This window comes from Rhizobacter sp. AJA081-3, from assembly GCF_017795745.1.
In the GTDB taxonomy this organism is placed as follows: domain Bacteria; phylum Pseudomonadota; class Gammaproteobacteria; order Burkholderiales; family Burkholderiaceae_C; genus Piscinibacter.
The window spans coordinates 1,419,489-1,432,748 of sequence record NZ_CP059067.1; the positions used below are offsets into that span (position 1 = coordinate 1,419,489).

Consider the following 13,260-nt stretch of genomic DNA (forward strand, 5'->3'; position numbering starts at 1 on the left):
CCGGAGTCGCGTTGTTCAGCCGCGCCCGACGAAGGGCATGTTGGTCGCCATCACCGTCATGAACAGCACGTTGGCATCCAGCGGCAGGCTGGCCATGTGCACCACCGCGTCGGCCACGTGCTTGACGTTCATGCGCGGCTCGACCTTGGTTTCGCCGTTGGCCTGGATCACGCCGTTGGCCATGCGCTCGGTCATGTCGGTGGCGGCGTTGCCGATGTCGATCTGGCCGCAGGCGATGTTGTGGCGCCGTCCGTCGAGCGCGGTGCTGCGCGTCAGGCCGCTGATGGCGTGCTTGGTGGCCGTGTAGGGCGCCGAGAAGGGCCGCGGCGCATAGGCCGAGATCGAACCGTTGTTGATGATGCGCCCGCCCTGCGGCGTCTGGCTCTTCATCAGGCGAATCGCCTCCTGCGTACACAGGAAGGGGCCGGTCAGATTCACGTCGAGCACGGTCTTCCACTGCTCGAAGCTGAGGTCTTCCATCGGGATCGGCGGGGCGCCGGTGCCGGCGTTGTTGAACAGCACGTCGAGGCGGCCGAAGCGCTCGCGCGTCGTCGCGAAGAGTGCCTTCACCGAGGCCGGATCGCCCACGTCGGTGGGCACGGCGAGCAGGCGCTCGGCACCGCTAGGCGCAGCGGCGACGGTCTGTTGCAGCGCATCGGCGCGGCGGCCAGCGAGCACCACGTGGTAGCCGGCCTCCAGCAGGGCCAGGGCACAGGCGCGGCCGATGCCGCTGCCGGCACCGGTGACGAGGGCAACGCGAGGGGTGGAACTCATGGTGTGCTTTCGGGCGGCTGCGGCGCCGCATCGGTGGGGGGAAGCGGGGGCACGGCGTCGTCACCGTCGACGAAGCAGTCGGCAAACGTGAAGTACAGCGAGGTGTAGAACACGGTGGACAGCAGCAGCGAGGCCGGCATGGCCAGCAGCGTGACTAGCTGGGCCTGGCCGAGCAGCGCAGCGATCAGGTTGGCCGCCACGCCGAGCGACAGCACCACGCCCAGCCAGGCCAGCGAGAAGACGACGAAGGCGCCCTTGTTGCGCCACATCGCGACCGTGCTCGAGAAGAGCGACTGCGCCACGCCCTGGGCGCCCCAGTGCACCAGCGCCGGCGCATGCCAGAAGGGCACCGAGAGCAGCCCCGCCAGGCCCAGGCGCATCGCCACCCCGAGCTGCAGCCGGCCATCGGCCAGCCGCTGCGCCACCTCTTCGGGTGTGGCCTTGCCGTCGGCCACCACATCCATCAGCGCTTCGAGCGCGCCGCCGTCGGCCCACTCGCTCAGCGCGATGATGGCCACGCTGGCGACGGCGTAGACCACGCCGAGCATCAGCATCGCGCGCAGGCGCGGTGCGCCATGGCGCAGCGGTTCGATGAACGCGCTCGGCAGCGGCAGCTGGCCGCCCAGCGATTGTCTCGTCGCGATCATGAAGCCCAGCGAGCCCAGCGGCAGCAGCGCGAGCAGCAGCAGTGGCCCGATCACCGGCAGCAGCGTCAGCACGAAGACGAAGAACAGGAAGGCCGCGAACATGCCACTGAAGGCCAGCGGCTGCCGGGCGAAGGACTGGAAGCCGCGCCGGACCCAGGCGGCTCCGGTGGCGGCACTGACGTACTGCAGTCTCATGGGGTCGGTGGCGGTCTCAAAGGCGGGTGAAGTGCCAGGGCGCCTCGACGCGCGCACGCAGCACGCGCTCGAAGTGACCGGGGTCGTGCGGGGTCAGCAAATGGGCGTCGCGTGGCAGGAAGAAGTCCCACAGCCGCGAGATCCAGAAGCGCAGGGCCGCAGCGCGCATCATCGCCGGCAGCAGGCGGAGTTCGGAGCTGGCCAGCGGCCGCACCGCGTCGTAGGCGGCCACGAAGGCCTGCGCACGCTCCTCGTCGAGGCGTCCGCTGGCCAGGTCGATGCACCAGTCGTTCAGGCACACGCCGACATCGAACAGCAACTTGTCGACGCCGGCGAAGTAGAAGTCGAAGAAGCCGGTGAGCTGATCGCGGCCATCGTCGCCCGCCTCGAACATCACGTTGTCGCGGAACAGGTCGGCATGGATCGCCGCCTCGGGCAAGCCACGGTGCGCTGCCGAATCGGCGAGCTGGCGCTGGAAGGCGAGCTCGGTGTCGAGCAGCTTGGCCTGCTCCGACGTGACGAAGGGGCGCACCACCGGGGCGGTCTCGGCCCACCAGGCCAGGCCGCGCAGGTTGGGTTGCACCATCGGGAAGTCGTGCGCCGCCAGGTGCATGCGCGCGAGCATGTCGCCGACCATCGCGCAGTGCGGCGCGTCCGGCGCCAGGTGGTGCCGCCCGCGCAGCCGGTCGACCACGGCCGCCGGCTTGCCCTTGAGCGTGTGCAGGATCTCGCCGCGTGCGTCGCCGTAGGGCCGCGGCACCGGGATGCCGCGCTCGGACAGGTGCTTCATCAGCTGCAGGTAGAAGGGCAGCTGCTCGTGCGTGAGCCGCTCGAACAGCGTGAGCACGTAGCGCCCATGCGCCGTGTCGGCGAAGTAGTTGGTGTTCTCGATGCCGCTGGAGATCGGCTGCAGCGACTTCAGCTCGCCGATGGACAGGCGTGCGATCAGCGCGGCCGCCTCGTCGAACGAGACCTCGGTGTAGACCGCCATCGCCGCGTCAGAAGCTCAGCACGTGCCAGACCCGCTTGCCCGCCGCGCCTCGCGTGGTGTTGACGCCTTCGGACAGGTCGCGCGAGCCGTCGCCGACCAGGATCTCGTAACTCTGCTTCGTGCCGACCTTGGGCGTGACGACGATGCGCTGCGTGGTGCCGCGCACGCGCAGTTCCTCGATGCGGCTGCCTTCGTCTTCGTGCACCAGCCGCTCGACCCTGGGCTCGGCCGTGGCCGCTGCCGGCGCCTTGGCTTCCTGGGCGACCGCGGGGCCGGCCAGGGCCAGCAGCCAGGCGGCAGCGAGGACGTGCGGGGTGTTCATGGGGCTCATTCTAGGCGCCGGGCTTGCTCCACAATCCCGCCATGACGACGAAGACCCTGCTGCTGGTGGATGGCTCGAGCTACCTGTATCGCGCCTACCACGCGCTGCCCGACCTGCGCAGCCCCGACGGCTTCCCGACCGGCGCCATCCACGGCATGGTGGCCATGCTCAAGCGCGCGCTGCAGGACGTGCAGCCCGAGCACGCCGCCTGCGTGTTCGACGCCAAGGGCGACACCTTCCGCAACGAGTGGTACCCCGAGTACAAGGCGCAGCGCGCGCCGATGCCCGAAGACCTGGTCAAGCAGATCGAGCCGATCCACGAGGTGGTGAAGCTGCTCGGCTGGCCGGTGCTGGTGCCCCCGGGGATCGAGGCCGACGACGCCATCGGCACGCTGGCGCGCCTGGCTGCGGCCAGCGGCCACGAGGTGATCATCTCCACCGGCGACAAGGACCTGGCGCAACTGGTGGGCGAGCACGTCACGCTGATCAACACGATGAGCAACGAGCGGCTCGACGTGCCCGGCGTGCTGGCCAAGTTCGGCGTGCCGCCGGAGCGCATCGTCGACTACCTGACCCTGATGGGCGACACGGTCGACAACGTGCCCGGCGTCGAGAAGGTCGGCCCGAAGACGGCTGCCAAGTGGATCGCCGAACACGGCTCGCTCGATGGCGTGATCGCCGCCGCCGAGACGATCAAGGGCGTCGCCGGCGAGAACCTGCGCAAGGCGCTCGACTGGCTGCCGACCGGGAAACGGCTCGTCACGGTGGTGACCGACTGCGACCTGGCCGCCCAGGTGCCCGGCTTCCCCTCGCTCGACGCGCTGGCGCTGCAACCGGTGAACCGCGAAGGGCTGCTCGACTTCTATGGCCGCTTCGGCTTCAAGACCTGGAAGAAGGACCTCGAGGCCGCGCTGGGTTCGTCGGCCGCCGCCGGAGCCGAGGGCGAGCACCCACCGGCCGCTGCGCCGGCGGCGGCCGCGAGCATCGACAAACACTACGAGACGGTACTCACGCACGAGGCGCTGAAACGCTGGCTGGAGCGCATCCGCGAGGCGCCTCTGACCGCGATCGACACCGAGACCGATTCACTGGACGGCATGACGGCGCGCATCGTCGGCATCTCGCTGTCGGTGAAGGTCGGCGAGGCGGCCTACATCCCGCTGGCGCACAGTTATGCCGACGCGCCGGACCAGCTGCCGATGGCCGAGGTGCTCGCCGCGCTGAAGCCCTGGCTCGAAGATCCGAAGGCGCTCAAGCTCGGCCAGAACATCAAGTACGACACCCATGTGTTCGCCAACGCCGGCATCGCCGTGCGCGGCTATGCGCACGACACCCTGCTCGAGAGCTATGTGTTCGAGGCGCACAAGCCGCACGGCCTGGAGAGCCTCTCCTCGCGCCACCTCGGCCGCAGCGGCCTGAGCTATGAAGACGTCTGCGGCAAGGGCGTGCACCAGATCCCGTTCGCGCAGGTCGAGGTGCAGCGTGCCGCCGAGTACTCGTGCGAGGACAGCGACATGACGCTGCATGTGCACGAAGTGCTCTGGCCGCAGCTTCGCGAGCAGGCCGGGCCGCTGTTCGTCTACGAGAAGATCGAGATGCCCAGCGTGGTGGTGCTCGGCCGCATCGAGCGCCACGGCGTGCTGATCGACTCGGCCGTGCTGGCGCGGCAGAGCCACGAACTGGCCGAACGGCTGATGGCGCTGGAGCGAGAGGCGCACGAGCTCGCCGGCCAGCCCTTCAACCTGGGCAGCCCCAAGCAGATCGGCGAGATCCTGTTCGGCAAGCTCGGCCTGCCGGTGAAGAAGAAGACCGCCAGCGGCGCGCCCTCCACCGATGAAGAGGTGCTGGCCGAACTCGCTGCCGACTACCCGCTGCCGGCCAAGCTGCTGGAGCATCGCAGCCTCGCCAAGCTCAAGGGCACCTACACCGACAAGCTGCCGCTGATGGTCAACCCCGCCACCGGCCGGGTGCACACCCACTACGCGCAGGCGGTGGCGGTGACGGGGCGGCTGGCCAGCAACGACCCGAACCTGCAGAACATCCCGATCCGCACGCCCGAAGGCCGTCGCGTGCGAGAGGCCTTCATCGCGCCGCCGGGATGTTCGATCCTGAGTGCCGACTACTCGCAGATCGAGCTGCGCATCATGGCGCACATCAGCGAGGACCCGGGCTTGCTGAAGGCCTTTGCCGAAGGCATGGACGTGCACCGCGCCACCGCCAGCGAGGTGTTCGGCATCGAACCGGCGGCCGTGACCAGCGAACAGCGCCGCTATGCGAAGACGATCAACTTCGGCCTCATCTATGGCATGGGCGCCTTCGGTCTGGCGCAGAGCCTGGGCATCGAACGCAGCGCGGCCAGCACCTACATCGAGCGCTACTTCCAGCGTTTTGCCGGCGTGAAACGCTACATGGACGAGACCAAGGCCTCCGCCAAGGCCAAAGGCTACGTCGAGACGCTGTTCGGCCGGCGCATCTACCTGCCCGAGATCAACGGGGGCAACGGCCCGCGCAAGAGCGGCGCCGAGCGGCAGGCGATCAACGCGCCGATGCAGGGCACGGCGGCCGACCTGATCAAGCTGGCCATGGTGGCCGTGCAGGACCTGATCGACCACGAGAAGCGCGCCACCCGGATGATCATGCAGGTGCACGACGAACTGGTGTTCGAGGTGCCCGAGGCAGAGATCGCCTGGGCCCGCGAGGCGGTGCCGCGCGTGATGGCCGCGGTGGCGCAGTTCAGGGTGCCGCTGCTCGCCGAGGTGGGGGTGGGGCCGAACTGGGATCAGGCGCATTGAACGTGGACTTCCGAAGCGCTTGAGGGAGAGAAAGATATGAGGCATCACGTCGGCGTGGCGGCACTTGCGATCGCCTGCTGTTGCGCATTGCCCGTGACGGCACAGCCGAAGGCTCAGGGCTTCCCGACCGATCCGGCGCAGCTCGAGGCGATGATGAATGGCTATGCGCCCTTGCTGGCACACGAGACCGCACCCGCCACGCGCCCGTATCCGGACTATTTCGGTCAGGCCGCCAGATTGACCGAGCACCTGCCGACGGAGCGTGCCGCGCTGCCTCGCCGCCCTCCGCGCGGTCCGTCGCTGGTCGTCTTGCCCGTGCAGACCGAGGCGTTCGGATTCGGCGCTCCATTCCTTGCCCTCCTCGGGGCCGAGTTGGACATGCAATTGCAGGAGAAGGGCCTGTCGGCGACGCGCCAGACGGATGCGGTGGATGCTCACGGGCCGTTCGTTCGGCGCTTCGACGAAGTGCACCTGGCCAACCTGCAAAACGAATACCCGGAGCAGCGCCTTGTGATGCTGCACGCGGGACATGATGGCATCGACAAGTTCTTCCTCTCCCTGGTTGTTAGCGATCGGCAAGGCAAGCGTGTCGTGCAAGAGTCCCTCGTGCTGCCCGAATCCCCCGAGGCGGCCTTACTGGAAGCCGGTGGTGCCTTGGCACGAATGCTGGCTTCGGCAGGTCTTGCCGGAACGGCGCCGGGCGCGCGCGAAACGGCCGGTGCTTGCGAGGCCGCACACTGGCAGTTGGGGGTCGGGACAGCGCCCCGATCGCCGCGCCAGCAGGCTTGCGAGGCACTTGTCGTCGGCATGCTGCTACCCGACTTCGGGACCGAATGGCCACCGACGCCGTTGTCGACGCCCGCGAGGCTGGCGTGGCTGGCTCGCGCCCACGCCTCGGCGACGCGCAGTCCAGCGGGCGACGAACTGGCGCAGTCGATCCGCGCGCTGGCGATGCAGCAACTCGGCTTTCCGGCGTCGCTGCCCGCGCCATCAGCCGCTTCGGCCAGCGACCCCGTCGTCGGCAAGCTCATGGCACTGGCGAGACTGGACCGCGTCGATCAGGCCCCGGTGCAGTCGACCCGCGAAGAACGGGCGCGCAGAGTTGGCGCCATCGTGCGCGACATACCCGCCTTCGCCTCGGTGCTGGTGGGCTACCGTGGCGAGTTGCTGGATGCTTTCGGCGAGATCGACCTGTGCGAAATCGAGCTCGTGCTGCCAGGCGCGATGCCGCGCGAACGATGCCGTGCCACACCAGGGCGCTCGACAGCGCCGGCACGTTCTGCAACGCCGATCGAGCGCCTGGCCTACCAGGAGTGGCGCATCGCAGGCCCCTACCGCGACCTGTTCCGACTGTCGCAGAGCCTGGGTCGGCGCCAAGCCACAGATGCGCTGATCGCGAGCCTTCCGGCCGATCTGGCGGCACACCCGTTCGTCGATCGGCAAGTGATCCGGCAATCGCAGCGCCCGACATCCAGCCCTGGCTTCGATGACGCACTCGCCGCGACGCGGCGGTCGTCGCAAAGGATCCTGTCGAATCACGTCAATCTTCAGCGCGGGGACACCTGGGCGCGGCGCTGGTCCATCTCGGAGCGCCCGGTCTCGAGCAACATGAACATCGTCAACGACGATCAGGTTCGTGTATTCGCCGATGACGAGCTGCGTCTGATGTCTGTGATGAAGTTCGATCGATTCGTGGACAACGGGCTGCGCAGTGAACGAAGGGTGGCCGGCGAACGGGCCTTCTTTCTCGCGCCGGACCGTGGTCAGGTGCAGTTCGCGAAGATGCAGGCCACCATGAAGCGAACGCCGATGCCGGCCGCGTCCAAGGGGGCGCTCGGTTCCGCCCCGATCGCACGGGTTCCGAATCATCCCTTCGGTCAGTCGTTGTCCAACCGCGGCGAATCGAACGAAGCTGCTCTGGCCGATCGCGTGGCGGCGTCTCCTCTGGATCTGGACGCACGGCTGCGACTGGCCTTGTATCGGATCAAGCGTGGTGGATCCGTGGCCGACGCCGTGATGATGATCAGTGCCCGGCCCGACGACAAGCGGCGCGACGAGCGCATCGGCGAGTCTCATGCTTGGGCGACTCCTGCACATGCCTTCTTCTTCTCCGGCGAACTCGAGGCCGCAGGCGTGTTCTACGAGAAGGTGATTCAGATCGGCACCGGCAGCGACTCCGACCTGCTGGCGCGCAGTCGACTGCCGCAGATTGCCGGACAGTGGACGCAAATGCTCGAGGCCTCGCAGCGTCGACTTCAGCGATACGACACCGAAGCCGCGCGGCGGGACGTAGCGGCGCTGATGTTCATGCGTCGAGAGCCTGCGTCGGCCTGGCAGACGCTGCTGCCGCGCATTGCTGCTAGCGATACCGTCAATCTGTGGCATGGTGCCATGGTGGGGCACCGCATCGAGGGGGCCGACATCAAGCAGGTCGACGCCTGGATCGTCCAGAATCGGCTGGAGAAATCGCAAGTCGACCATGCCGACGCCGATCGTCTCTATCAGCATCTGCTTTCCGTGATTGATCGCGTTCCCACCGAGGCGCAGTTGGCTCGCCTCAAGCAGCGCGGTGCCAGCGTGTACACGGGCACGCAGCCACGGCTGGCGGCTTCTGCACTGCTGCTGCGTTCTGCCCTGACCGGTACCTCGGCGGAAGAGGCCCGCAAGGCCGTTCTGGACGTGGTGATGGACGAAAACGGCCAGCAGAATCGGTTTCTCATGCCCGGCTTCACCTGGGTGGCATGGCAGGCCACCAACGGCCGGGAGACGCTGCTGGACGCCGTGCGGGCGCTCAACCTGGACTCCGACTTCTATGGTCTTCTGTCGAAGTCGATGCTGCTTGCCCAGGAAGCGGAAGTCGACGAATCGCTCAAGTACTTGCGCGCTGCTCGTTTCGAGTTGTCCCAGATCGGACTGGGCTCGTCCATGCTCCAGTCCAGCACGGTACCTGCACCCTATCAGTGGGCTCTGGCTGGCATTCTCATGCACAGAAAGACGGGACGTGAGGAGTACCGTCAGGAGGTGCTGCGCATGGCGCGCGCCTACCAGCGGGTGCAACCCTACTTCGGTTGGCCCTTTGCCGTCGAGGCACTCTACGAGAAGGAACCTGAGCGGCGCCGGGCCGCGGCTTGTCGGGCGCGATTCCTCGACCGCCAATCATTCTTTCTCGGAGAGGCACGGGTGAGCGGGTTGGATGATGCGCAGTGCCGCCGCTTTCTCTGGTAGCCCGCGAAGCCTGATTCACTGAGCCCTGTCACGCCACTGACTTAAAAGCTTCATAGACTGCCCGGATGAACGATCGGGCTCCCTTGCCTCACGAAGAACCCGACAGCGCGCTGCCGGCCGGCGCGCCGCCGCTGCCGCCGCTGCTCAACCGCGAGCGCGCCATGCTGGCGTTCAACCGCCGCGTGCTCGCGCAGGCCAGCCGGACCGACGTGCCGTTGCTCGAGCGGCTGCGCTACGTGTGCATCGTTTCGTCGAACATGGACGAGTTCTTCGAGGTGCGCTTCTCCGACTTCCTGGAGGCGGCGCGCACCGGGCAGCTCGGCGCCTCGCAGCGCGACCTGCAGGCGGTGGCCGCCGAGGCGCATCGCATCATCGACGACCAGTACGCCGTCTTCAACGACGAGCTGATGCCGCTGCTGCGCGAGCAGGGCATCGTCATCCTCAATCACGCCGACCGCAATGCCGCGCAGCGAGCCTGGGTCGATCGCTTCTTCCAGGGCCAGGTGCGGCCGCTGCTCGTGCCGGTGGGGCTGGACCCGTCGCACCCCTTCCCGCAGGTGGCCAACAAGTCGCTGAACTTCATCGTGCGCCTGGGCGGCCGCGATGCCTTCGGGCGCGCCAACGGCATCGCCATCGTCAAGGTGCCGCGCGTGCTGCCGCGGGTGATCCGGCTGCCCGACGAGCTGGCGCCGGGGCAGCAGGCCTTCGTGCTGCTGACCAGCGTGATCCGCGCGCACCTGGGCGAATTGTTCCCGGGCCGCGAAGTCGAGGCCTTCTCGCAGTTCCGCGTCACGCGCGACTCCGATCTCGAGGTCGACGAAGACGACGTGCAGAACCTGCGTCAGGCGCTGCGCACCGGATTGACCACGCGCCACTTCGGCCAGGCGATCCGTCTCGAAGTGGTCAACTCCTGCCCCGACGAACTGTCGGAGTTCCTGCTGCAGCAGTTCGGGCTGCCCGAGCCGGCGCTGTACAAGGTCAACGGGCCGGTCAATCTGGTACGCCTGAACCAGCTGATCGACCAGGCTGACGCGTCGGCGCTGCGCTTCCCGGCGCACGAGCCGGCCTGGCCGGTGGGGCGGTTGCCGCGCGAGCGTTCGATCTTCGAGCGTCTGCGCCAGGGCGACGTGCTGCTGCACCACCCCTTCGAGTCCTTCGAGCCGGTAGTGCAGTTCCTGCGCGAGGCGGTCGACGACCCCGAAGTGCTGGCGATCAAGCAGACCATCTACCGAACCGGCAGCGAGTCGCCGCTGATGGAGGCGCTGATCGAGGCGGCGCGCCGCGGCAAGGAGGTGATGGTGGTCGTCGAGCTGAAGGCACGCTTCGACGAGGAGGCCAACATCAACTGGGCCGACCGCCTCGAAGCGGTGGGCGCGCAGGTGGTCTACGGCATCGTCGGCTTGAAGACGCACGCCAAGCTGCTGCTGGTGACGCGCCGCGAAGGCGGGGCGATGCGCCGCTACGCGCACCTGTCGACCGGCAACTACAACCCGAAGACCGCGCGCCTGTACACCGACGTCGGCTACCTGACGGCCGATGCCGAGCTGACCGCGGATGCCGACGCCGTATTCCAGCAGCTCGCCAGCCTGGGCAAGATGCGCCCGCTGCGCGCGCTGCTGCAGGCGCCCTTCACGCTGCACCGGCGCATGAGCCAGCTCATCGAGCGCGTGGCCGAGTCGGCGCGTGCCGGCCGCCCGGCGCGCATCGTCGTCAAGGTCAACGCGCTGACCGACACCGCGCTCATCGAGAAGCTGATGCGCTGCGCGCAGGCCGGCGCCTCGATCGACCTGATCGTACGCGGCGCCTGCATGCTGCCGCCCGGGGTGCCCGGCGTGACCGAGCGGATCCGCGTGCGCTCGGTGGTCGGGCGCTTCCTCGAGCACAGCCGGGTGTTCTATTTCCGCTGGGGCGAAGCCGAGGCCGACGAGGCGCTGTACCTGTCCAGCGCCGACTGGATGGGGCGCAACATGTTCCGCCGCATCGAGGTGGCCTGGCCCTTGCGCGAGCCGGCGCTTCGCCAGCGTGTCATCGACGAATGCCTGGTGCCCTACCTGCACGACCACCAGGATGCCTGGCGATTGCTGCCGGATGGCCGCTACGAGCGCGACGGCAGCGACGGGCCCAGTGCGCAGCAGGCGCTGCTCGCGCGGTACGGGAGCTGAGGGCGATGGATCTCATCCTCTGGCGCCACGCGGAGGCCGTGCTCGAGCGCGAGGGACTGCCCGACCTTGACCGGGCCCTCACGACCAAGGGGGAACGTCAGGCCAAGCGCATGGCCGAGTGGCTCAACCACCGGCTGGCGCATTCGACCCGCGTGATCGTCAGCCCGGCGCGGCGCTGCCAGCAGACGGCCAAGGCGCTCGATCGCAGCTACAAGACGCTTGAGGCGCTGGCGCCCGAGGCGAGCCCCGAGGCGCTGTTGAAGGCGGCGCGCTGGCCCGAAGGCTCCGAGCCGGTGCTGATCGTCGGCCACCAGCCGACGCTCGGCCTGCTGGCCGCGCAGCTGCTGGCCGGCGTGGCGCAACCCTGGCCGATCCGCAAGGGCGCGGTGTGGTGGCTGCGCAGCCGCGACCGCGAGGGCACGGCGCAAGTGGTGCTTCAGGCGGTGATGGCCGCCGATCTGCTGTAGCCGCAACCGGCCCCGGGTGAGCCCGGGCTTGCGGACACACCGCAGTGGCTCGACACTGCGCCGGCTCTCGAGGAGCTCGACCATGCCGGACTTGCCCGCCACGCCGCCAGTGCCTCCTGCGGCCATCGACATGCGCTCGCCCGCCTTCCGCGATGACCCGCATCCGCTCATGCGCAGCGTGCGCGAAGCTGGTCGGGTGTCGCGCGACGTGGTCGGCATCTGGCTGCTGTGCCATCACACCGACGTGAGCAGCGGGCTGCGCAGCACGCGCCTGAGCCGCGAGCCGTGGCGCTCGCCGGTGTACCGGCAATTGCGCCCCTTCGTTGCCGACTCCATGCTGGAGCGCATGGCCGAGCAGTGGATGCTCTTCAACGATCCGCCCAAGCACACGCGGCTGCGTCGGCTGGTCAACGGCGCCTTCAAGCCGCCGGTGATCGCCGCGCTGCGCGAGCGCATCGTTGCGGTCGCCGACGAACTGCTGGACGCGCTGCCCCGCGACGGCACGTTCGACCTCATGTCGGGCTTCGCCCAGCAGCTGCCGGTGCGCGTGATCTGCGACGTGCTGGGCCTGCCGGCGCAGGACTTCGCGAAGACGAAGCTGTGGTCGGACGCGCTGGCACTCATCGTCGAGCCGGTGGTGCGGCGCGAGCAGCGTCTGGCAGGTGCACGCGCCGCCGATGAGATGGTCGAGTACCTGCGTGGCCACATCGCCGCGCGCCGGGCCGGGCCGCCGCGAGACGACCTGTTCGGCCTGCTGGTCTCGGCGCAGGAGGGCGAGGGCTCGCTCAGCGAGGACGAACTGCTGGGCAACCTGATCCTGCTGTTCGTGGCCGGACACGAGACCACGACCAACCTGATCGGCAATGGCATGTTGACGCTGCTGCGCCATCCGCAGCAGCTGCTGCGCCTGCGTGCCGATCCGTCGCTGGCCGGCGGGGCGGTGGAGGAAGCCTTGCGCTACGAGGGTTCGGTGAACATGGTCTCGCGCGTCACCGTCGAGCCGTTCGCCGTGGGCGAGCTGCTCATTCCGCCAGGGGAGGTGCTGTTCTACATGCTCGGCCCGGCCAATCGCGATCCGGTGGTGTTCGAGGATCCCGAGCGCTTCGACATCGGCCGGCAGGCCAATCCTCACCTGGCCTTCGGCGCCGGCATCCACTTCTGCCTTGGCGCGCCGCTGGCGCGGCTGGAGGGCGAGATCGCGTTCACCCGCCTGCTGGCGCGCTATCCGCGCTTGGCATTGGCCGATGCCATGCCGCGCTGGCGGCCGCTGATCAACTTGCGAGGCCTGGAGTCGTTGAATCTGGCCATTCAGGCTGCTGGGTGAGCCACTCGCGCAAGCGGCGGCCCGGCACCGCGCCCAGGGCCAGCGCGGCGGCATTGGCATGCGAGATCACACCGTCCTCGAAGGTCGACGACGCCTCGCCGATGCGGGCGCTTTCGTGAGACACCGTGCAGGCCGCGATGCCATGTGCCTGCAGCAGATCGAGCCCGGCGATGCCGGCGCGATCGCGCCCGACGCCGGCATCGTTGAACACCGCCAGACGCACCGCGGCCTCCAGCGCGAAGCGGCCGGCGCTGATTCCGCCGTGCGAGCCGCTGACCACGCAGCGCCCGGCGCCGGAGCCGATGGCCTCGGTGATGCTGTCGACCAGCAGGGGTGACGTGTCGGGAATCATGCGGCGGGA

At 68.7% G+C, this 13,260-nt stretch carries 10 protein-coding genes; 5 read left to right on the forward strand and 5 right to left on the reverse strand.

Going from position 1 to position 13,260, the window contains the following annotated elements:
- Positions 1-15: 15 nt before the first annotated feature.
- Genes HZ992_RS06835 through HZ992_RS06850 form a run of 4 tightly spaced genes read right to left on the reverse strand, consistent with a single transcriptional unit; the run spans position 16 to position 2,929 of the window.
- Positions 16-774: an SDR family oxidoreductase gene (locus tag HZ992_RS06835; protein ID WP_209385918.1), complete on the reverse strand. Its 759-nt coding sequence runs from the start codon at positions 772-774 to the stop codon at positions 16-18.
- Positions 771-1,616: a BPSS1780 family membrane protein gene (locus HZ992_RS06840; RefSeq protein ID WP_209385919.1), complete on the reverse strand. Its 846-nt coding sequence runs from the start codon at positions 1,614-1,616 to the stop codon at positions 771-773. The genes HZ992_RS06835 and HZ992_RS06840 overlap by 4 nt, the downstream gene beginning before the upstream one ends.
- Before the next feature lie 16 nt (positions 1,617-1,632).
- On the reverse strand, positions 1,633-2,607 hold the full coding sequence (locus HZ992_RS06845; RefSeq protein ID WP_209385920.1) for a homoserine kinase: 975 nt from the start codon (positions 2,605-2,607) through the stop codon (positions 1,633-1,635).
- Between the two features lie 7 nt (positions 2,608-2,614).
- A complete protein-coding gene (locus HZ992_RS06850) occupies positions 2,615-2,929 on the reverse strand; it encodes a hypothetical protein (protein WP_209385921.1) in 315 nt (104 codons plus the stop codon).
- Positions 2,930-2,970: 41 nt separating this feature from the next.
- On the opposite strand from HZ992_RS06850, the gene polA reads away from it, so the two are divergent.
- The 5 genes from polA to HZ992_RS06875 all read left to right on the forward strand — a co-directional run bounded on the left by polA (position 2,971) and on the right by HZ992_RS06875 (position 12,899).
- On the forward strand, positions 2,971-5,721 hold the full coding sequence (gene polA / locus HZ992_RS06855) for a DNA polymerase I (RefSeq protein WP_209385922.1): 2,751 nt from the start codon (positions 2,971-2,973) through the stop codon (positions 5,719-5,721).
- 36 nt (positions 5,722-5,757) lie between these two features.
- Positions 5,758-8,946, forward strand: coding sequence for a hypothetical protein (locus HZ992_RS06860; protein WP_209385923.1), 3,189 nt, complete (start codon positions 5,758-5,760; stop codon positions 8,944-8,946).
- A gap of 65 nt (positions 8,947-9,011) precedes the next feature.
- Positions 9,012-11,108, forward strand: a complete 2,097-nt coding sequence (gene ppk1, locus HZ992_RS06865; RefSeq protein ID WP_209385924.1) for a polyphosphate kinase 1 — start codon at positions 9,012-9,014, stop codon at positions 11,106-11,108.
- Positions 11,109-11,113: 5 nt separating this feature from the next.
- Positions 11,114-11,575: a SixA phosphatase family protein gene (locus tag HZ992_RS06870; protein WP_209385925.1), complete on the forward strand. Its 462-nt coding sequence runs from the start codon at positions 11,114-11,116 to the stop codon at positions 11,573-11,575.
- A gap of 82 nt (positions 11,576-11,657) precedes the next feature.
- On the forward strand, positions 11,658-12,899 hold the full coding sequence (locus tag HZ992_RS06875) for a cytochrome P450 (RefSeq protein WP_209385926.1): 1,242 nt from the start codon (positions 11,658-11,660) through the stop codon (positions 12,897-12,899).
- On the opposite strand, the gene HZ992_RS06880 is transcribed toward HZ992_RS06875, so the two are convergent.
- Positions 12,847-13,251, reverse strand: coding sequence for a hypothetical protein (locus HZ992_RS06880; protein ID WP_209385927.1), 405 nt, complete (start codon positions 13,249-13,251; stop codon positions 12,847-12,849). The two genes, HZ992_RS06875 and HZ992_RS06880, sit on opposite strands and share 53 nt — an antisense overlap.
- Positions 13,252-13,260: the final 9 nt, after the last annotated feature.